This is a genomic window from Candidatus Dependentiae bacterium (assembly GCA_040878395.1).
GTDB lineage: Bacteria > Babelota > Babeliae > Babelales > Vermiphilaceae > JAKBEL01.
Map to the genome: position 1 here is coordinate 17,052 of JBBDMI010000007.1, position 22,371 is coordinate 39,422.

20 protein-coding genes are annotated in these 22,371 nt (G+C 36.3%); 12 read left to right on the forward strand and 8 right to left on the reverse strand.

Going from position 1 to position 22,371, the window contains the following annotated elements; translation table 11 throughout:
• Positions 1-7: 7 nt before the first annotated feature.
• The 3 genes from WD055_02880 to WD055_02890 are packed head-to-tail and all read left to right on the forward strand — an operon-like array spanning position 8 to position 2,741.
• Positions 8-730 (forward strand): metal ABC transporter ATP-binding protein, encoded by a 723-nt coding sequence (locus WD055_02880; GenBank protein MEX0849150.1) that lies wholly within the window; start codon positions 8-10, stop codon positions 728-730.
• Complete coding sequence (locus tag WD055_02885) at positions 727-1,644, forward strand: metal ABC transporter permease (GenBank protein ID MEX0849151.1); 918 nt, start codon at positions 727-729, stop codon at positions 1,642-1,644. Before WD055_02880 ends, WD055_02885 begins: the two co-directional genes overlap by 4 nt.
• Entirely contained in the window at positions 1,641-2,741 is a 1,101-nt protein-coding gene (locus tag WD055_02890; protein ID MEX0849152.1) for a metal ABC transporter permease, read from the forward strand. Before WD055_02885 ends, WD055_02890 begins: the two co-directional genes overlap by 4 nt.
• A 23-nt stretch (positions 2,742-2,764) precedes the next feature.
• On the opposite strand, the gene WD055_02895 is transcribed toward WD055_02890, so the two are convergent.
• Positions 2,765-3,250, reverse strand: coding sequence for a YetF domain-containing protein (locus WD055_02895; GenBank protein MEX0849153.1), 486 nt, complete (start codon positions 3,248-3,250; stop codon positions 2,765-2,767).
• A 119-nt stretch (positions 3,251-3,369) separates the two neighbouring features.
• Here WD055_02895 and WD055_02900 point away from each other — a divergent pair, with 119 nt between their 5' ends.
• Both WD055_02900 and WD055_02905 read left to right on the forward strand, forming a co-directional pair.
• Positions 3,370-4,458: a hypothetical protein gene (locus WD055_02900; GenBank protein MEX0849154.1), complete on the forward strand. Its 1,089-nt coding sequence runs from the start codon at positions 3,370-3,372 to the stop codon at positions 4,456-4,458.
• A gap of 776 nt (positions 4,459-5,234) precedes the next feature.
• Entirely contained in the window at positions 5,235-6,407 is a 1,173-nt protein-coding gene (locus tag WD055_02905) for an ATP-binding protein (GenBank protein MEX0849155.1), read from the forward strand.
• 58 nt (positions 6,408-6,465) lie between these two features.
• Here WD055_02905 and WD055_02910 read toward each other — a convergent pair whose 3' ends face one another.
• Positions 6,466-7,062, reverse strand: coding sequence for a nucleotide exchange factor GrpE (locus WD055_02910; GenBank protein ID MEX0849156.1), 597 nt, complete (start codon positions 7,060-7,062; stop codon positions 6,466-6,468).
• A 173-nt stretch (positions 7,063-7,235) separates the two neighbouring features.
• Here WD055_02910 and WD055_02915 point away from each other — a divergent pair, with 173 nt between their 5' ends.
• Complete coding sequence (locus WD055_02915; protein MEX0849157.1) at positions 7,236-8,498, forward strand: hypothetical protein; 1,263 nt, start codon at positions 7,236-7,238, stop codon at positions 8,496-8,498.
• Between the two features lie 30 nt (positions 8,499-8,528).
• Entirely contained in the window at positions 8,529-11,579 is a 3,051-nt protein-coding gene (locus WD055_02920) for a hypothetical protein (GenBank protein MEX0849158.1), read from the forward strand.
• Between the two features lie 795 nt (positions 11,580-12,374).
• Here WD055_02920 and WD055_02925 read toward each other — a convergent pair.
• The 6 genes from WD055_02925 to mnmA form a co-directional block, all read right to left on the reverse strand.
• Positions 12,375-12,692, reverse strand: a complete 318-nt coding sequence (locus WD055_02925) for a hypothetical protein (GenBank protein MEX0849159.1) — start codon at positions 12,690-12,692, stop codon at positions 12,375-12,377.
• Between the two features lie 41 nt (positions 12,693-12,733).
• Positions 12,734-13,171, reverse strand: a complete 438-nt coding sequence (locus WD055_02930) for a hypothetical protein (protein MEX0849160.1) — start codon at positions 13,169-13,171, stop codon at positions 12,734-12,736.
• Positions 13,172-13,326: 155 nt separating this feature from the next.
• Positions 13,327-13,887, reverse strand: a complete 561-nt coding sequence (ssb, locus tag WD055_02935; protein ID MEX0849161.1) for a single-stranded DNA-binding protein — start codon at positions 13,885-13,887, stop codon at positions 13,327-13,329.
• A gap of 77 nt (positions 13,888-13,964) precedes the next feature.
• A complete protein-coding gene (locus WD055_02940; protein MEX0849162.1) occupies positions 13,965-14,582 on the reverse strand; it encodes a hypothetical protein in 618 nt (205 codons plus the stop codon).
• 12 nt (positions 14,583-14,594) lie between these two features.
• Positions 14,595-15,227 carry a CDP-alcohol phosphatidyltransferase family protein gene (locus WD055_02945; GenBank protein MEX0849163.1) on the reverse strand — a complete coding sequence of 211 codons (633 nt, stop codon included), beginning with the start codon at positions 15,225-15,227 and terminating at the stop codon, positions 14,595-14,597.
• Between the two features lie 95 nt (positions 15,228-15,322).
• Entirely contained in the window at positions 15,323-16,408 is a 1,086-nt protein-coding gene (gene mnmA / locus WD055_02950) for a tRNA 2-thiouridine(34) synthase MnmA (GenBank protein MEX0849164.1), read from the reverse strand.
• A gap of 215 nt (positions 16,409-16,623) precedes the next feature.
• Here mnmA and WD055_02955 point away from each other — a divergent pair, with 215 nt between their 5' ends.
• The 5 genes from WD055_02955 to pyrH all read left to right on the forward strand — a co-directional run bounded on the left by WD055_02955 (position 16,624) and on the right by pyrH (position 22,306).
• Positions 16,624-18,639, forward strand: coding sequence for an ankyrin repeat domain-containing protein (locus WD055_02955; GenBank protein ID MEX0849165.1), 2,016 nt, complete (start codon positions 16,624-16,626; stop codon positions 18,637-18,639).
• Positions 18,640-18,723: 84 nt separating this feature from the next.
• Positions 18,724-20,373, forward strand: a complete 1,650-nt coding sequence (argS, locus tag WD055_02960) for an arginine--tRNA ligase (GenBank protein MEX0849166.1) — start codon at positions 18,724-18,726, stop codon at positions 20,371-20,373.
• Positions 20,374-20,383: 10 nt separating this feature from the next.
• Positions 20,384-20,917 (forward strand): hypothetical protein, encoded by a 534-nt coding sequence (locus WD055_02965; GenBank protein MEX0849167.1) that lies wholly within the window; start codon positions 20,384-20,386, stop codon positions 20,915-20,917.
• Positions 20,918-20,996: 79 nt separating this feature from the next.
• Positions 20,997-21,593, forward strand: coding sequence for a translation elongation factor Ts (tsf, locus tag WD055_02970; protein MEX0849168.1), 597 nt, complete (start codon positions 20,997-20,999; stop codon positions 21,591-21,593).
• 2 nt (positions 21,594-21,595) lie between these two features.
• Complete coding sequence (gene pyrH, locus WD055_02975; protein MEX0849169.1) at positions 21,596-22,306, forward strand: UMP kinase; 711 nt, start codon at positions 21,596-21,598, stop codon at positions 22,304-22,306.
• The last annotated feature ends 65 nt before the right edge of the window (positions 22,307-22,371 follow it).

Below are 22,371 nucleotides of genomic sequence, written 5' to 3' on the forward strand. Positions count from 1 at the left end.
TCAAAAAATGCGCCCAATCATTTCAATAGAAAATCTCACCGTTACCTATCACGAAAAGGTACTTTTGTGGTGCATACATGCAAAAATAATGCCTGGCAACATTGTTGGCATTATGGGACCAAATGGCGCAGGAAAATCAACGTTACTCAAAACGATGATCGGCACCTTAAAACCGTTCGCCGGCACAATTTCATTTTTTGGACAAACATTTAAAAAACATGCATTGAAAATTGCTTATATTCCTCAACGCAGTGAAGTTGACTGGGATTTTCCTATCACAGTAAAAGAAGTGGTCATGATGGGACGCTACGGACATATCGGTTGGTTTGGATCGCCGCAACAAACTGATTATGATCATGTATCCAATGCCCTTGAAATGGTTAACATGCAATATTTGGCAGATCGACATATTGCTGAACTTTCCGGCGGCCAACAACAACGTGTATTTTTAGCTCGTGCATTGGCACAACAATCTGAAATTTATCTACTCGATGAACCGTTCATTGGCATTGATACAACAACCGAAAAAGCGATAATGAACGTCTTAAAACAGTTACGCAACGAAGGCAAAACTATTGTTATCGTGCATCATGATTTGCAAACAGTAGAGAACTATTTTGACCAACTATTATTATTAAATGTAAAACAAACTGCATTTGGTCCAGTTAATCAAATATATAATCAAGAAATCATACAACAAACCTACGCACAACATACAGGCAGACTATGATTTCATTATTACACGATATATGCATGGATTATACTTTGCGTACGATCATAATCGGCACGGCACTTTTTGGTATAACAAGTGCAATCATTGGTTCTTTTGCATTCATGCAAAAACAAAGCTTACTCGGTGATGTTATTTCACACGCCACACTACCGGGTATTGTATTGGCCTTCTTTTTTACGCAAAGCAAGCAACCAATTGTTCTTTTGATGGGTGGCGCTCTGTCGGCAATATTGGGTACATCACTCATGTATGTTATCATACAGAAAACCACCCTCAAAAAAGATGCCGCGTTGGGTATTATTTTATCTGTATTTTTTGGATTTGGCTTAGTGTTACTCACTTGGGTGCAACAATTTCCTAACGCACAACATGGCATGTTGATTAAATACATTTTTGGCAATGCATCGACACTCATGCAACATGATCTGCATGTCATCGGTTTTGTTTGTTTATTAATCTGCACAACAATTGCTTTGCTTTGGAAAGAATGCAAACTGGTGGTTTTTGATGCAGCATATGCTCAATGCATTGGTTATCCAGTCTTAACCATACAATGCATACTGATTTTTTTAACTATCATTTGCATTATTGTTGGTTTACAATTGGTAGGTGTTATATTAATGAGTAGTTTTTTGATTGCGCCATCAGCTGCAGCACGTCAATGGACTACAAAATTTGGTTCTATGGTGTTACTTGCTATGTTTTTCGGTTTTTTTTCTTCAGTTTCAGGTGCTTTAATAAGTGCACAATATGAGCAACTACCAACCGGACCTGTTATTGTAGTTGTTGCGAGTATTATTGTTTTTATTTCACTTATGTGCGCACCAAAACGTGGTGTGTATAAAAAAATTAAACGCCAACGAACTATCAACAGGCATATTCCCGAATGCCCTTTAGAGCAAAAATCATGAATATTGTCGACGTTCAAATTATCACGATTGCCCTTTTGGTTGCCTACGCTTGTACATTGCCCGGTATTTTTTTAACGCTGCGTGGCATGGCACTTATGAGTGATGCAATAAGTCATGCAATTCTTCCCGGTATTGTCATTATGTTTTTATGCACGCACAATCTACATTCACCTTTTTTGACAATTGCCGCATCATGTACCGGAATTGTAACTGTACTCCTGACCGAATCGCTTATTGCAACTAAATGTCTCAAAGAAGATGCTGCTATCGGATTAGTATTTCCCCTCTTTTTCTCTGTTGGTATTATCTTGATCTGTTTATATGCACGTACCGTACATTTGGATATTGATATGGTCATCATGGGAGAAATTATTTTTGCTCCATTCGACACATTATATATACATGGTTATCCAGCTGGACCACACGCATTATGGAACATGATTGTCATTTTATTAATCAATAGTTTATTCGTTGCATTATGCTACAAAGAACTTCAAATAACTACGTTTAACAAAGGACTTGCATCTGCATTGGGATTTTCTCCCTTAATTATACAATACATTTTGATGTGCTTAACTAGCATTACCTGTGTTGGTACATTTGATATTGTAGGCTCTATAGTTGTTGTGGCTTTGATAATCGGACCTGCTTCAACTGCATATTTAATATCAAGAACGCTTCATCGTATGATACATATCAGCTTTGTTGCTGCAACTTTATCCGTATTGCTTGGATATATTTTTGCATATACTCTTGATGTTTCTATTGCAGGATCTATAGCTACGATGAATGGATTACTTTTTTTAAGTGCTTTATTATTTGCACCAAAACGTGGTTTATGTGCTCAATATATATCAAACACCAAAGAACGAAAACAACATGCAATGCGCCTTTTGTGCTCTTATATTAAATATCATAATGCATGCACATTTGATCAATTAGCCGATGATATGCAATGGAGCCATAAAAAATGCTCCGGCATTGTGCAATACGCACTCAAAGAAAAATTCATCTTACAGCATGAAAATAAACTCATTGTAAGTAAAGATGGTTTGACATTCCTTAAACATGCATTACCGGATAATGCCATCGTCTAAACGTTCTTTTAAACAAAAACAGGTCAATCTTCTTTCACCGTAAACTTAATAGTACCATCACTCGCTAATACAGCAGACTCAACCCTTTTAAGATCACGCGTCTGTAACTGAGTTTGCAGCTCATTGAGCAGTTCATCTTTTGTAATAGAATTTTTTTCCATAGCTCTCGATTGAATCTTACCGTTAACCACCAATTTAACCGGTTTTCCTTTTATTAACAGCTCAAGAAAGGGTACATGAAACACCAACATCGTTATACATATATTTAATACAATCAAAAAGAATAAACTGCATAAAATCGGTATAAAAAACTCCGGAAAAACAATCGCCTGTGCAAGCATAGAGCCAAGCATTACAAATATAACAAAGTTAAATGGATTGCGAACTCCTACCAATTTTTTATTAAAACGAGCAAAAATAATACCTAAAAAATAGATAATAGTTGCACGCACCATCATAAAAAAAATACTCGCTAATGACACCATAGAAAAATCTATTCCATTTAACATATCTTTATTCCTTTTTTATATTGTCTCAGTTCACTCATACATTTGAGATGTAAAGTTGCAGGCTCAACCAAATTTATGATACAGTAATCTATGATCAACTTTCAAACAAAGGATTATTTATGCCTGAAAAAACACCAACATCTAAAGAAAATCGAACCTTTACCGGAAACTTTTATATTTTTCATGCATTTGATGTTGGTGATGAATTCAATTTAGAAGCAATTAAAGATGAAGACCATATCATAACTCGTTCATATACCGTCCCCAAATTTTTTAAGAATTACCATATGCCATTGGAAATTGATTTGCCTCATCCGCATAGCAGTTCCGGTTGTCATAGTGTGAGATTACACAATTTTGGCACAATCGCCCTTACCTATAAAATTCCATTTTCCGACACTTTTGATCAAGTACGAAAAAATATTGAAAACCTCGATAATAAATTTCAAGAACAAAGTGTCATTGACGCCGCGAATGTGTATAAGGCAATAAAAAATAATGTAAAAAAAGGCAAATTCTTTTTAACCAAATCATCTTATATGGTAATTCAAGTTGATGTAGAAAACGAAGACCGCATTACCGTAGATGAACTCAAGAATCAATATGGCAGTGTTGTCGCTTCAATGATACGCTTTGAAAAAGAAATGCTGTCAGAGTATCAAATCAAAGACATCTGGAATGATGCTCTTGGCTACCTTAGAGGTGATTTGATTATTGTCGATACCGAAAGTTCATTTGTATATGATCCGGATTATGAAGAGATTTTGTACTTGTTTGAATTTGCCAATATTCAAGCGCTTGAATTACGCTTTTTCGATCGATTACTCGATCAAAAATTGAATCTCATATATGAAGAAAAATTTGGCGCTTTAAGCTTGAAGTCATATTTACCATTTATTGGCAGCACTGCTACCAGTCCGGTCGATGAACTAGGAAAACTTAAAGTTGATATTCAAGTAATCATTGAGCGTATGGAAAGTAGCATTAAACTGGTCGGTGAGCCCTATTTTTCTGAAATTTATGTATTACTTGTTGATAAGCTTGATCTTAATGGCTGGCGTAATGGCATCAATCAGAAACTTGAAATTATTACCGATATCAAAAATGTCATCCAACATAAAGTTGATTCAATCCGTGGTGACATGCTTGAAGTATTAATTATCATTCTGATTTTCATTGAACTGCTTGTCGGGCTTTGGAAGCATTAGCAGAATTTAAGCATAACATACATATAACTATAAGTAAGATTATTGCTTTATCATACACATACAATGAGATTGCTCAATCTGTTTGAGTATATCATTGTTAACATACTCTTTTAGATGCATCTTCATATATCAATACTGTGAACAGTTTTTAAATTTTTTTTTGTATAGTAATGATCATTATAGATAAAATAATCTTCTATTTTGTCATTCCTGAAGGGAATCCAGCAGTGATCGGCCTAATGTTAATAAAGCCTTGGTCAATGATGTGCATTATTTAAAAAGTATTGTAAAGTAAAATTCAAAAACATTAAAAACCAATCATTCTCTAAACGAACAAAATTTTTTGGCCAAGTATTCCTCTAGATCACATCGGTTTCCACTGGATTCCCTTCAGGAATGACAAAATGAACAAATTTATTTTTTTACTTGGATTATTGTCACATCTTATTTGAATTTTTTTTGAATTTAACCAAACATTGATTTAATTGCATCCTGATTATGGAAACATACATTCATTCGGTAGCGTTAGACATTAGAAATGTCCACAGTATCGCCTGATCGCAATATTGATTTATTTCAGGTATTTTATGTTTTCGAAATCACATTAAAAAATAATGTTTTATTTTAATCGCATCATTTCTCTTTTTTAGCTGTTTTTTGTGTAAACTGTAAATCAAACTTACAAATTACACAACTTTAAACATTAAATCTTGTGCAATTTTTCAATTTGATTTACAATTTACACAAGATCCATAATAAAAATAAGGGAAGAAAATATGTTTATAAAACGTCAAATACAAGGTACATTACTAAAATATGCTCAAGGATATCCGGCAATTGCCATTTTGGGACCTCGACAATCGGGAAAAACGACACTCGCCAAAGAAATATTCAAAAATCATCTGTATATTTCCTTGGAAAACATAAATCAACGTACATTTGCCCAAGATGATCCTGAAAAATTCTTAAGAACAAATGAAAATGAATATGGCCTCATATTGGATGAAATTCAACAAGTCCCTGAACTTCTTTCTTATATCCAAACGCACATTGATACATATGATAGACCCGGCTATTTTATTTTAACCGGATCTCAAAACTTTATTTTACACCAATCAATTTCACAAACATTAGCCGGCAGAATAGCTATAACCACCTTATTGCCCTTATCAATTGAAGAATTAAAAAATGCATCTTTACTTCCCAATAGTCCGGAAGCACTTATATTGAAAGGTTTCTATCCACGTATATATGCGAAAGACCTGGAGCCTGAACCATGGTATATACATTATACTACAACATATATTGAACGGGATGTGCGTCAAATAGTTAATGTAAATGACCTAAGTACATTCGAAAGATTTCTTCAACTTTGTGCCGGACGCATCGGCCAATTAGTTAATTTCTCTTCATTAGCAAGTGATGCCGGCATTTCACACAATACTGCTCGATCATGGCTTTCAATATTGCAAGCAAGTTATATTATATTTTTACTACAGCCACATCATAAAAACTTTAATAAACGATTGGTTAAATCACCCAAGCTTTATTTTTATGATACAGGACTGGCCTGCTCATTACTGGGCATAAGCGAAGAAAAGCAACTTAAAACGCATTATATGGTAGGGGGCTTGTTCGAATCCTTAGTGATATCTGATATATTTAAAAACATATACAATGCAGGTAAAAAACCAAAAGTATATTTCTGGCGAGACAGTCACGGACATGAAGTCGATTGCATTATTGAACGCGGAACAGAACTTATTCCTATAGAAATCAAATCAGGAGAAACGATTACTAAAAACTTCTTCAACGGACTCTATAAATGGAATAATCTCTCAGACACTGATCCGGAAAAAAATTATTTAATTTATGGTGGGACTGAAAATCAAATAAGATCAAAAGGTAAAGTGCTCAATTGGAAATCAATTGCGAATCTGGACATATAAAAAATAGCAAAAAAGCTCCCAGAATATACTTATTCATCTGGGAGCTTTTAAATTATAATTATTTTGCAACGGTTACTTTTGCAGGACGCAACACCTCATCGCCAAACATAAACCCTTTTTGTACAACATCAACAATATCGCCTGAAGTAACATCCGGCATATCAACCTGTGCAATAGCTTCATGCAGCATAGGATCAAATGCTTGCATTTGTTCAATTTCACTGACATGCATGGTGCCAAGAAATTTATACAAACCTTTACCAATCATTTCAAAACCTTTAAGCCAAGCATCTAATTCAGGAGTTTTTTCCTGTTTTTTATGTTCAGCTAATGCCCGATCAAAATCATCTACAATTGCCAATAATTTCACAAGAATATCTTCTTGTGCACGACGTGTCCACATAGACTGTTCTTTTTCAATGCGTCGTTTATAATTTTGCATATCAGCAGAAATAAGCATAAACTTATTTTTCCATTCATGAGACTCAACTTTACATGCATCTAACTGAGCCTGTAACTCTTCATTGTGTTCAGTTTGCTCTGTTGCGCTTTCAGAAGCTGATTCTTGAAATTCTGCCGGCTCATTTTGTGTATCATTTTCTAGGTAACAAGCTGCTTTTTCATTCATTTCAGGTGCGTTGTTATTTGATTCCATAATCCCTACATTTTAAAAAAACTTTAAAAATATCTATATCTATATATGTTTAGTATAACAAAGCATGATAAACCAAACAAGCTCATCAGGGTAGTTACAGCGGTTAAAATATATGCTAGTTTTATATACATTGTTGCATGAAAAAGATATCAAAAGATCTAAGGATATTTAATATGAAGCAGGCATTAAAGTTATTAATCATAGGATTATGTACCAATATCAGTCTTATTGCATGGGATAATTTACACTTTTATCGTGCAAGTTTCTTTTTTGGTGAACCGCGGTTTGAGCGACAAGGCTTAAGCACACTCAATGCACGTGTTGGTGCCGGTTCAACACGCACCGGACGCAATGGATGCTCAGATAAAGTATGTTTACTCGATATTTTCGGCCCACAAGTTGCCTTCAAATTAGGTGAAGGAGTCCCGGGCAAAGATTTCACTAAGCCACAAGACCTCACCTTACAACTGCTGGAAAAAGAACCTGCTCGTAACTGTTTTGGGCAATTTTCATTTGGTGGTAAATTCAAAACGGTAGAACTTGATCTACAATTCTATCAAAACATTACTGATGGTTTTTTCTTTGAACTCTATGTTCCGATTCGTAAATTAGAAATAAGCGATATAACCTGTTGTGATCTTTCATCAGATTGCCCTCCTTGCCCAAATAAAAACAGCCCTATTTGGCAAACATTTTTGAATCAATTTGATTCCATACTGAATGATCATTGCTTATGCTTTGAAGGCGTAGATCACACCGGTATAGGCGATACAAGTGCTATTTTAGGATGGGCAGTAAATTTTGAAGAAACAGAGCATTTAGATTTTATCGATGCAATGTTCCAAGCCGGTGTACTGTTCCCAACCGGTCGTAAAAGCAATCCAAATATTATTTTCGATTTACCCCAAGGATATGACGGCCATTACGGTTTCCCGCTCAACATGAGTCTTGCATTTGGCCTATATGAATGGTTCACTTTCGGCGGTCATGTTTTTGCAATGCCATTCAAAAGTAAATGCCGTGAAATTCGCATGAAAACCAGCACAGCTCAAAATGGATTTATCAAATTAACCAAAGGATGCGCGGATGTGAAACGTGGCGCTTTATGGCAAATTGGCACCTATATAAAAGCGGATCATTTTTGCAGAAATCTGTCACTTCTTTTAGGTTATTCATTTTCAACTGAACGTGAAAGTAGTATACGCCCTACCGATACTTGCATTTTTGATCCCGGCATTGTGTGTAGTGATTCAATGCTCAGCGGATGGAAAATGCACACCATTCATCTGCTAGGAGAATTTGATTTCTTGCAAGAGCGCTGTTTCTTTGGACCACGTTTAGGTTTCTTTGGAAACTTTGTTATCGGTGGTCAACGCATTTTCAACACCAGCATCGGTGGTGGCATGGTTGGTATAGATTTGGTCTGGAGTTATTAAAAAAAAAATGCATAAAAAAGGAATTTGAGTATGAACAGAAAAATGTGCACCTTACTGATCTGCATGTTATTTTTCAATCAAAGTTTTGCAACACAACTTATACAAGGAAATGTTAAACCTACGACTGCTGCCAATGGTTGCCCTGCAAATGCAACCGAAACATTCAATGCTCCCGTACAAGTAACCACCTATGATCGTGCAAATGGCATTTTTTATGTCGGCCTGGCAAGCAGTGCTGGAACTTATGCTGTTTCAAGTTTCCAACGCACATTAGGATCAAGTCAAATTCCACGTTTTAAGCCACGAGCAACTCAAACCAGCACATCCGAGCCTAATCTAAATAATGAATCAATTGCATTACTAGCCATGGCAACTGATGCCGGTGATACCAGCTCACGCGTTGCCGGAGTATCTGAAGGCACTAATACTTCAACGAAAGTCTTTATTCTTGATATTACCAACAAAGTTACCTTTAGCCCTGATCTTAAACTGTATAATCCTACATTAAACGAAGATGGAAATGGTGCATCTACAATTCATAGTATCGCTGCAAATCGTTGTTTTATTTTTGCTACCGTATCAGGCGGCGTATTTAGTGAAGCAGATGGTGGCATTGCAGTTATCGCTATAAATCAAGAAAATTTATCTTTAAATCAAACTGCCGCGGTCCCGGGTGATATGGGCATAAAAGCACAGCAATTTAATAATAACTCTCCACAATTGAAAATTGGCAATAGCACAATTGACATTCAAAATGATCCAATTTTATTATGGGATGACCAACTTGAACGTTTATATGCCGGAGCATCGATTCAAATAGAACCGCAAGTGAATGGAGCCGGTGGCATATCAGTTGTTGTCGGTACCGTTGGCACCTGCCCTGAAAAAGGGACCTTAACTATAGATAAAATTGCACCTAATAACGCTTTTGATGCAAACAATCACAATAATATAGTAGGGGACATTCCTGATGGTGATGCTAATTTAACGGTTGAACATCTGGAAATCATGCATTGCAGTACCGGCCCAAGTTATCTTATTGTGCATGGCGGCAACGGTAAGGCAACAAACCGAATATTTGCATTACCACTTGTAGACAAATGTGATCCGGAAGATCCTGAGCAAGGAAAACTTGCAAACAAAAATGCATTCGATGTCGCCACTCATCGGTTCAGAACACCGGCAACCGCAAAGGCTGATTTAGTTACCAGTTCTGATTTATTCGCACAAGTGGGTAACGGTCCATTACCAATCCTGCCAACTCAAACAATTTCTGATATTCAAGTCATTGGCGATGCAGTTTATGTATCACTCAAGATTCCTCAAGATGCACAAAACGAAACCGGCATTTTGTATTCACAAGCACAGTTTGACAACGAAGGAAAAATAAAAAGTTGGACACCATGGACAAAACGTGTATGGCCAATTTGTGGATTCCCTGACAGCCCGTCAAGTGCGCAAGTTTCATTTTTTGCCGTCGATGCCGTTACGGGTAAAGTTATTGCGGTTGATGGAGCGCCACAAAAAACCGTGCGCATAACCGAATGGGATGAAGGCGACCAATGTGAGCCTTGTTGCCAAAGTTGCTCATTAGCTTCTATGATCAACCGCTCATTATGCGATGGTGCATATTCAGTGCTTGACTTGGATCAATCAACAACCGGACTTGGCCAAAGCAATCCATATCGTTATGCATTGTTTGGTGGAACAAACAAAGTTGATTTTGCATTAACCAGTACATCAAAAGCACCTGGCATGCCCTATGATATTATGCCAACATCAAGTATTCCTTATCCACAAGCGGTCACTATAGATTATTGTTGTCCTGATTTCTTTTTGGAAACTGAACTTCCTGATGCCGGATGTGTTAACACATTAGAATATGCACGCCGCACAGAAAATCAAGGTGATACAAACTACTTCTTTGCAGGCACCGACAAAGGTCTCTATGCATTTGCAAAAGAAGATAAAAATGGCTTTAATGTTACAGAATTTGATCTTTTATGCAGCGACACCTTTCAAGATGCTCAATGGCATAAAATATCTGCTCTTTCAGCACCTATTGTTGATATCAAAACATCAGGCAACACATTGTATGTAATGACTTTTACCACCAGTTGCGAACTGCCATTTTATAGTGAAATTAAACGTATAAACTTCGAGGACAATCTTGATGATATGTTCGATAGCGGGAATATTGTCACCATTGCACGTTCAACCACCAGTTCAACATCAACTGCATTGCAAAAAACTTTACTGTTCACACAGATGGAAATCATGCAAACATCTGCTAACGGCTCTCAAGAACAGTTGGTGCTCACCACCAATAACGGCATATTTCAATCGAAAAGAACAAACGGCGTTCAAGATGCAATGAACGAAACCCAAGCTAACTGGACATTGATCCAAAATAAAACACTTTTTTATGGCATGGGCGCTATAGATAACGCAACCATTATGAGCACACTCTGGCCATTTAGCGCACAAGATGCATGCGGTTGCAAAACATTTGAACGTTCATCAATTCACCAGCTCAATGGACAGTGCGATATGACACCAAGCTTTTCGTTTGTACCAACTCATTTTAATCATTTAATCACTTGCGACAGTTCTGCATGTGAATCTCAATGCGATACGATACAAACCTGTTGTTGTACTGATGATTGCCCAACACCATGTGAGGAAGCAACGACAGTATGTAGCACCAGTTGCGAGCCCTGTTGTTGTGTTGATACCGAACTTACAAATCCACCATGCGATGACCTGAAACTATTTGAAAAAATATGTTACTTCTGGTCAGATGGCGGCAGAAGATTTTTTATTATTTCACCAAGTAATGCAAAACTTGCATGCGTGCCATGTTGTGGTAAAAAGTCCTGCAACTGCTGCCCATTGCAACAATTGCGCTTTTTGGAAGTGACGCCATTTAATACCTGTGTATGGAATGTGTGTGATCCGCTCAAAACAGTACTCAAAGATTGTGTATTACGCGATAAATCGGCCTTTTATTGGGTTCGCCCTATTGGCATGACCGGTGTTATTTTAGCCGGTACACAGAGTGGTGTGGTTGCTTTAGAATAACGATATATATCGTTATTCTAAAGCACAAAAATAAATTTTTGGATATTGTTTAATTCACTTTTAATTTTTAGTTTTGTTTATTAGTTTTTTGGCACGTCTATTTATTTTTTTTGATTTTAAAGTTTCTTTTGTCCTTAAGGCCCTTCGATACACTCAACTACGTTGAGCACTCAGGATGAAGTCCTCGAAGGTTTTTGCCGTGCCCGGCGTAGTTTTAACGAAGACGGGCCAACCCCTTAAGAATCCGGGCCCGAAGGCCTTGCCTTTCGAAACCTTAGTCGCGGATAAAAACGTTCTCATTCGCTTCGTTCATTCGCACTGTCAGCCCACGATTTCGCAAAAGCTCAATCTTAGGCTTCCATATCCGCTAAAGGATACAAATTTTATATTTATTTGGTTAAGAGCTGATAGCGTGACAGTGGCCGAAGCAGATATTCTATTTTAGTCTATGCTCGAAGAGCAGCTAAAATAGAATATCTGCGTGTGCCACTGCATTTACGCGGGAAATTGGGTTTCGAAAGGCAAAGCCTTCGTGTCCAGGATTGTTAAGGAGGGTGACAGGACCCTCCTTAATGACAGAAATGACTTTGAAACCAAAGAAAATAAATGGACACGATACTTCGACAGGCTCAGTATGAAAATTATAAAAATAAAAATAAAAAAAGGGATTCAAAAGGATACTTCGACAAGCTTACCTCTTCGCTAAAGCTTCGCCGCACATGGCAGTATGATGTAATTAAGCTCAGTATGATGTAATTTAAAAAAAAGATTTTTGATTATGATTTTTCTAAAAAATCATTCATCATCATCATTAAAACTGTAATCTTCAGGAACAGTAAATCCCAACTGAGATTGTATTTCAAGCGCAGCCCGTCGTTTTTTGCCCCAATCGGCAATATACGTACCATTATCCTCAGCCTTAACAATTTCTTCACGTAATGCATTAACAGCATCTTCAGCATTGGTAACACCATAAGGCACAATGGCACCACGACGATCTGCACAGCATGCATAATGACGATTAGCCCATTGCGGATTTTGTTGACGAATGCGCAACTTTGCTGACATTGATACCGTTAAAAAACATGCGATTAATAAGATTTTTTTCTTCATAAATAACTCCATTATTTAACACTCATACAAATTGTATACTATCAAGAAAGATCGCTCGATTGCAATGGATTTTGAACATATAAACTCAAGGAGCGTTTTAGCTCATCAATTTGCTGCATCAACAATTCCGGCAATCTTTCAGTTGTCGCTACTACTAACCAATAATAAAGATAATCAATATCGTCTTGTACAACATCTGTAAAATCAATCTGCTTTATTAATTGCTGTACTCGTACCATTTTACCTAAAACACTATCTTCGATAAAACGTCGCTCATCTGCTTTAATACGATGACGTAAGAGCCCAATAGTATCGGTTAAACAAATAAGCTCTTTAAGTAATGATGCATATGGCGTCTTGTCTAATATTTCATCAAAATTCAATTGAACTTCAATAGTCCTTGAGTATCCGCATGTTATTATACAAACAGATGCAACCTGAAACAGTTTTTTTAGTTTGAGTTGTACTTTAGATTTCATGCATGAACTCCCCTATTATAATGCATTATTCTCTCTTTCATAATGCACGAAGAAAATTCAATTTGTCAATAAATATGTTTGTCTTTAATAAATTACACACTAAAAAAGGCACTTTCGAAAAGTGCCTTATACATTTTTTTTTAGTTCATAACTAATTAAAAAGGAAGATCATCCTGAAATGGAGGCTCATCTTTAAAATCAATCTCTCCTGTCTTTGGCGCTTGTGCTTTTTCTACTTTAGATGCAGCAGCTTTTTTGCTCACTTTTGCTTTAATATCATCAATTTGATCCATTAACTTTTTTTCAACCGGATCATTAGGATTCAATTGTTGATTCGCTTGATTTGATGATTGCTCAACACGTTCGGCTGGCGAAAACTCTTGAGCTGATAAAAACACTACGCGATCAGCAACAACTGTATGACGAGAACGTGTTTGACCATTTTGATCTTCCCATGAGTCAAACTTCAAACGTCCTTCAACTAATACTGGTCGTCCTTTTTGCAAATATTGGTGGCAACTTTCAGCTTGTGCTCCCCACACATCAATATCAACAAAACATACTTCTTGTACCATATCACCTGATTGACGATTTCTGTATTGACGATTTGACGCAAGGCCTAAACGACAAACTGCTTGTCCCGATGAAAGCTGTTTGTACTCAGGATCACGCGTTAAATTACCAACCATAACAACACGATTGTAACCGGCAGCCATTTGTATTCCCTTCAAAGTTGAAACTCTTGTATAATATATTTAATACTGTTAACTGTAGCACAAAAAGAGCTTTTGTACTAAGCTTTTTTTACATGCTCTTCGCACGATAAAGCACGCTGCTTTTCTTTACTTTTATGTACTGGTAACAGTTTTTTTTCTAACGCATGCAACATTTTTTTCAATGCATGAAATTGATCATTATATATTTTAATTGTTTTAACCACATCAGATAATTGCAATGTATATTTTCTAATGAATAGACAACCCTTATTTTCAAAAATATCTTCTAAATGCTTAATAATATGTTGCTGAATCACACCCATACTATTAACGATATGACTCAATCCTAATGACAATGACATGTCAGGTGTAAAACGCATAGATTGAACAGATGTCATTGGTTGAAGTAAATCAACCAATTGTAAACTATACATGTGCAATTGATTACCAATCATTTTTAATTGGTCACTTTCATGCTTTAAATCAAATGTAATATTTTTTGATTGCATGGTTATCTGTATATGACCAATCTGTTGCATAATTTCAGCAGAAAGACGCAATTGCAGGCTCAAAATATCTGCCGCCTCTTGCTTGACTTTATTAAGTGAAACTTTGGGTGCTCTACGCTTTTGAATAAATTCATGACCAAAATTCAGACTTGTACAAAATAACAACAAAATACATATAGAACGCATACTATCCTTGCATCACGATGAAATCGCTGTTTGTTTAAAGCCTATACGAATATATTGTACAAATGACAAAAAAACCATTAAAAGCATAATTGCCAACATTGAATAATAGGTCTTTACCGGCACCCAATGAAAATAGTAACAGGCAAATAACCATATAATAAAGACCATTTGCACCACAGTAGTAGATTTGCCAAGCCAAGTAGGCCGCACATCCAAATGACGCCCGCTAAATAAAATAAACATTGCACCAAAAATTACTATCAACTCTTTAAGCAAGACCAATAATACAAACCATAACGGAACAGAAAAAAGTGGCGTTTTAATAAAAACAAGCGTAAAGAAAAAACTTATAAGTAGCAGTTTATCAGCAATCGGATCCAAACAAGCGCCCAAAAATGTCTTTTCATTCCATAAGCGAGCCAAGTTACCATCTAAAAAATCAGTAATTGAAGCGGTCAAAAAGAACAAAAAAGCCATTCCCCACTGCTGCATAAACATAGAAACGATAATACAAGGCACAAAAACAATACGCAAAATAGTCAACATAGTAGGAATAGTAATACGCAATTCATGCGCCGGAATATCCCGAAATAATCTAATATGAATTTTTTTTAATTTTTGCCACTGCATTCGCTTGTATGACATAGAAACCGACAGACCTCATACGCTAAAAAGAATGATATATATTAAGTCTAGCACAATATGTTTGTATGCCAAAGTTGAAATAAAACAGATCTCCGTCAACTTTTGATTATTCCTGCACCCAAGCAGATATCACCATCATAAAACGCTGCTATTTGCCCTGGTGCAATCCCTTGATCATTTTCATGCAATGTTACGATAACATCACCAACATCACCATGATGTGCTGAAATAGTACAACTATGCATATTTGGCCCATGGCGCAATTTCACTGATAAACCGGTTTTTTCAGGAGCTTTGCCGGCAAACCAATTAAGATCTGAAACAGTTAATTGATTACGTTTTTTATCTTGTGCAAAATAGTTGCGAGAAAAATATACAATATTTTTTATCGGATCTTTGTCCACAACATACCACGGACCGCCCGAAAGGCCTGAACCTTGACGTTGCCCAATCGTGTGATACCAGAATCCTTTATGTTGCCCAAGAATAGTTCCCGTTTCATATTCAACCTTGTCACCCGGTTTTTCTCCCAGATAATGGTTCAAAAATTCATTGAATTTGAGTTTTCCTAAAAAGCAGATGCCCTGGCTGTCTTTTCTATCTTTGTTCGGGAGATTGTAATTTTGAGCCAATTTACGCACTTCACTTTTTTCCAAATGACCAATCGGAAAAACTATACGTTTTAACTGATCTTGTTTGAGGTGTGAAAGGAAGTAGGTTTGATCTTTAATGGTATCAGGCGCTTTTTTAAGATAAAAAACATCATCTTTTTGTGTCAGTTGTGCATAATGCCCTGATGCAATTTTATCGAATTTGCCTGGATATGTTTTATCAATGTAATCAATGAAAAAACCAAATTTGATCATAACATTACAGAACACATCAGGATTTGGCGTTTTGCCCGCTTTAGTTTCAGCAATAGCATATTTGACCACATGATCAAAGTACTCTCTTTGCAAATTAACAACCTCAAGATTCACTTTAGCTTGATCGCACACTTTGCGTACGTAAGATAAATCTTGCTCCCAAGGACAATCGCCCAAATAAGCAAGTTCATCTTCCAACCAGATTTTAAGGTAAAATGCGGTGACATTATGCCCTTGTTCTTGCAATAAACGCAAAGCAACTGAGCTATCGACACCACCTGAAACTAATACGGCAATATTCATATTTCTTTCCATTTCGTCTTTTTTGATATTCCTTTTAATTATAGCAAAAACAGCAATAATAACCATTATAATAAAGCATTTTCTCAATCTAACACCTCCAAACAATGCGCAAATCTATACCTATAATTTTATATATAATTTTCAATTTGACAAATATAAAAAGCTCTTTATACTTGAAATATAGTAAAAAATGTATTATAAACAGCTAAAATCAAAATAGAATAGTTATGACTAAAAAAAATCTATATTTACTTATGTTAGCGTTTTTCACCTCGGCTTTATACCCAATGGATGATAAAAAGAAAGAGCCTTCAGAGTCACCTGCTAAAAAAACTGGTCGCGACCTTAATGCCTACAACAAAAATGAAGAAACTCCACTCAGTATTGCTTTGCGCAAAAACACAGAAGAGTCCCACGAAAGAATAAAAAAATTATTAGACCTCGGTGCTGATCCAAACAGACCGGCAACTACCAAAATGTGGACCCCATTGATGATTGCAACACGTCAAAATGATACACAAGCAATGCAAATGCTGCTTGATGCCGGCGCAAATGAAGATATCGCAATCAATGGAAAAAGTGCTCTACAGATTGCGCAAAACTATAACTGCTCTGATGCCGAAAAATTACTACTCAGTCAACCATTAAATAAAAAGTTGATGCAAGCTTGCATCAATAATAACGCACAAACAGCTCATAAACTTATTGATCAAGGTGCAAATGGCCTGCTTACAGTATCTGGCGGTAATAATCTTGCGCATATTGCAGTAAAATATAATGCACATGAAGTACTGACTGTCTTAACTCAAAAAACCAACATCGACCTTGATGCCTATAACCAAAATAACGAAACACCATTAAGCATCGCATTACGCAAAAAAAATAGATCGCTAAATACAATACAAGCCCTATTGAACAAAGCTTGCCCAAATCGACCTGCAACAAAAAGTATGTGGACGCCATTGATGATTGCAACGCGTCAAAATGATACACAAGCAATGCAAATACTGCTTGATGCCGGCGCAAATGAAAATATTACAATCAATAAAAAAAATGCTTTACAGATTGCATTACAGCACAATTATCCACACGCAGCTGACATCTTATTAACCTATGGTGCAAAAACAAAATATCACCCATTTCAACTTCTGTTTACTCAAAATGGTACATTCAGAGAAAACACCGAACAAGATTACTTGCCTATATTACAAGTTTTGAAAAAACACGGCATCAATTTTAATCAGCCAATTACGATTGATCAAACAACAGAGCCTTTCATCATTCATTTATTACGATATACAGCAGATATAATTCTTATCGAGTATTTGCTTATATACGGCGCACAAGTTGATCAAACAGAAATAGAGGCTATCTATTCTAGCATCAAAAGGGTTGGTCTAAACCCAAACGTATCTGATGAAAAAAAAGCAAAGCAAATAGCGATTTTAATGGGAAAACTACATGCTTGCTTACAATACACAAAAGAGATATACAAAATGCCCAATGGCAATACAATATTGATACAGGCAATAGAAGACAAAATGCCCTTACCATTCATTTACAACATAATTACAGATTGTCCTCATTATCATGCAGAACAAGATACAAAAGGACAACATGCTTTACATCATATAGCTCTATTGGACCAAACTCATCCAAAAGTTCAAAATTTAACACTTAAAATAATTGATACATTATCCGCATGCCTAAACATCAAAGATCATAAAGGTCGTACACCACTCATGCTTGCGCAAGAAGATCCAGAAATTATAGCACGCATGCTTTTAAACAATGCTAATGTAAATGTCCAGGATAAAGATGGAGACACTTCGTTAATTTACAACATAATGAGAATATCTCCTGTTGAAGTTGATTTATTGGAAGGAACACAACAATTAAGAGACACTCAAAAAAGAAGTCCTATAGATATGCAAAAAATAGCTCTCGACAAAGCTACTCGAAATTTAAATCTAATGCGCTCTTTCAATCAAGCAAATTTATCCTTTTTCAGTCACATATACTTTTTACCTATCGATGCATTAGAAAAAGAAGCTGAAGAAAAAGTACAACATTTAGCTACAATCAAAGATCTATTACAACACAATCAAACAGAAGAAACTAACAAGGTTCAAAAAGAAAGTCGAAAAATCATACGAGGGCAGCTAAATCTCAATCCAAGAAACATGCGCAACCGACAATTAGGATCCGGTTATATAAAACTAAGATCTTTACCCAAAGAATAAATTTTCAAGTGACATTTGGCCTTTTTTCATTTACATTCATGCATAAGCGCTTACAAGAAAACAGTAAAGAAAAAGGCCTTTCCTATGAACATAATTGAACAAATACAAAAAGATTTTAATGATTATCTTGAACGACTATTTGATATTAGTCCTGATCTCACCGCACAAACATCTTTAATAATAAACACGGATGAAAACAAAAGTGAGTTTGGCGATTTAAATTCAAATGCTGCAATGGTATTGGCAAAAACATTGGGTAAACGGCCCATGGAAGTTGCTGAACTCATTGCAGGTGGTTTTACTCATGAGCAAGTAAAAGAGATTGCACTGCACCCTCCCGGATTTTTAAATCTTTTTTTAACTGACGATGCATTGCAAAATTTAGCAAAACAGATGCACGATCAAAAAAAAACATTTTTTAAGATCTACCAAAACAGTAAAGAAAACATAAACATTGAATTTGTAAGCGCTAATCCTACCGGTCCATTACATGTTGGCCACGGCCGCGGTGCCATTATTGGCGATGTTCTGGCAAATGTCCTTAACTTTTCCGGCCTGAAAGCAACAAAAGAATTTTATATCAATAATGCCGGCAATCAAATGCAAAAACTTGGCATGTCATTCAAAATTCGTTGCATGCAACTATTGGAACAAGATGTCGCACTACCGGAAGAGGCCTATCATGGCGAATATCTACTCGAACTTGCAAAACCTCTGGTTGCACAAGAAGGCCAACAATTACTAGAAAAACCTGAAGCATTTTTTAGTCAATATGCTGAAGAACATCTGCTTGCTGCATTAAAAAAGACACTCGAAGATTATGGTGTTACCTTTGATGTGTGGTTCCCTGAAACAAAACTACATAACGATGGTGAAATCGAAAAAGCACTCAAAATATTGCATCAAAACGGTTATCTGTATGAAAAAGATGGCGCAACATGGTTCAAGGCAACTGCATTTGGTGATGACAAAGATCGCGTATTAATCAAAGATGACGGACAGTATACCTATGCTTCAGCCGATGTTGCTTATATGCAGGATAAAATCGATCGCGGCTTTAATCATTTAATTATGATTTTAGGGCATGATCACCATAGTTATTTAATGCGCTTGAAATGCATTCAACAAGCACTTGGCCTTGCAGAATACCCACTTGATATTATTCTCTATCAATTGGTAAAAATGAAACAAAGTGGCGATTTAGTCCGCATGTCAAAACGTGCAGGAAACATTGTTACGTTACACGATGTCATCCAAACAGTTGGCAAAGATGTTGCTCGATTCTTCTTTTTAAACAGAAAAGCTGATGCACAACTTGAATTTAATATCGATTTAGCAATGAAAAAAACGGATGAAAACCCGGTATATTATGTGCAGTATGCCTATGTCCGCACAAAAAGCATTTTGAAAAAAGCAGAAGAAATCAAAGCACTGCACAGTATTAACTCAGACGATGCACAATTCATTACACATGAAGAAGCTTTATTGCTCAAAAAAATGGCTGCTTTGCGCTCTATCCTTGAAACTATCTGCAAAAACAACCAAACACACCTGTTGACCTATTATGTGTTAGAATTAGCAAACATATTCCATAGCTATTATGGACAACACCGCGTCATTGACGAAGAGCATATTGAACAAAGTCGCGGACGTTTATTGTTAATTTCAATTTTAAAAGATACATTCGAAACTGTATTAACCCTATTGGGCATCTCCTGCCCTGAAAAAATGTAAGGATAAACACATGATCTACTTATTATTAACAACTTTATTTTGTTGCACAATTAACACTGCTGATATTCAAATACGAAATCTACCTAAAGGTATGCCTATTGATGCGGTTGCTGACAAAGAAACTGCCGGTTTTTTTGCAACTTATGATAATGGTGATACGATCCTTATTCAACAAATAAAAAAGGATCTTTTTCGCGTTGGCGTTACTCATAATGGCACCAATTATGCATGGTATACAGACAAAAAAGATTTATGGAAAACCATAGAAACCAAGTTCCGTGGCCTGCCTATGGAAGAACCACTAACAAAAAAAGACATCGCACTTATTTGGCACGGAATGGCTCGAGATGTTCGGTATATGCAAGACCCTTCTTTCAGAAAAATAATAAATGAATGGAAGGTGATTGCAGCTCAAGAACCCGTAACTAAAGGTATCTGGAAAAAAAACGTAGAGCTTGCAACACATTCACCTGAATGGAAGAAATTTCGTCGCTCATTAACTCATAGCCAGATGTTACGCATCCTCAATGTATACAACGCTTAAAACATTGCTAAAATAGATAATTATGGCACAATAAGAATATAATAAATTTCATATACTCGATTGACAGGAGCTTATTTACATGGCAAAAGTTGACATTAAATTAATTCAAGAATTACGTGATCGCACCGGTTTAGGCATGATGGACTGTAAAAAGGCCCTTGTAGAAACTGATGGCGATGTTGAAAAAGCGGTAGAAATCTTGCGTAAAAAAGGTGCTGCTGTTGCTGCAAAACGTTCGGGCAAAGATACTGAGCAAGGTATCGTATACGCATACATTCACCCTGGTGACCAAGTTGGCGTTATGCTGGAACTTAATTGTGAAACCGATTTTGTTGCACAAAATGATCAAGTAAAGCAGTTCGCACGCGATTTAGGTATGCATATTGCAGCTATGAAACCATTGTATCTTTCATCTGAAGATGTTGATCCTAAATTTCTTGAACATGAAAAAGAGATCTTAAGAGCTCAACTTGCTGATTCAGGAAAACCGGAAAAAATCGTTAATCAGATTTTGGAAGGCAAATTAAAAAAACTGTACTCTGACATTTGCTTACTTGATCAAACATTTGTTAAGAATGATCAAATGACAGTACGAGAAGTTTTACAAGATTTAATGGCAAAAACCGGTGAAAACATCAAGATTAAACATTTTGTCCGTTATCAAATTGGTGCATAAACATGATTGCAAAAAAGCGTATTTTATTAAAACTGACCGGTGAAGCATTTCTAGCCCAAGATGGCAAAACACTTTGTCCCAAAACGCTTCAAGCAATTATTGCACAAATAAAAGAACTAAAAAATAGCCACCAATTCGGCATTGTTGTCGGGGGTGGCAATTTTTTTAGAGGTGCAAAAGAAGGAAAGATGTTGGGCATGCAACCATCATCGGCTCATCAAGTTGGTATTTTAGCGACAACACTCAACGGCATCATCCTCAAGAACTTACTCGAACAACAAGAGGTCAAAACTACCATTTTTTGCGCAATTGAATGCCCTCCTGCAGGAACGCCCATTTCACAACAAGGCATAACCTCCTCAATCAAAAAAGATAATACATTAGTATTCACCGGCGGAACCGGAAATCCCTTCTTTACCACCGATACAAATGCGATATTACGTGGATTGCAAATGCAAGCTGATGAAATCTGGAAAGGCACTAAAGTTGATGGAGTATATAATAAAGACCCACATAAATATGCGGACGCTCAGCGCTACACACACCTTACGTATAAAACAGCTTTAAATGAACATCTCAAGATCATGGACCCTCCTTCATACGCATTAGCAGAAGAACACAATCAAACTGTGCGCATTTTCAACATATTTGAACCTAAAGCACTGATAAAAGCTGCAAAACAGCCTGAATTTGGCAGCAAAATGACCACTTGAAATTTTTTACATATACCGTATACTTAAAAAGGTAGATAAAAATGAAATTACCCCGTCACACTGGT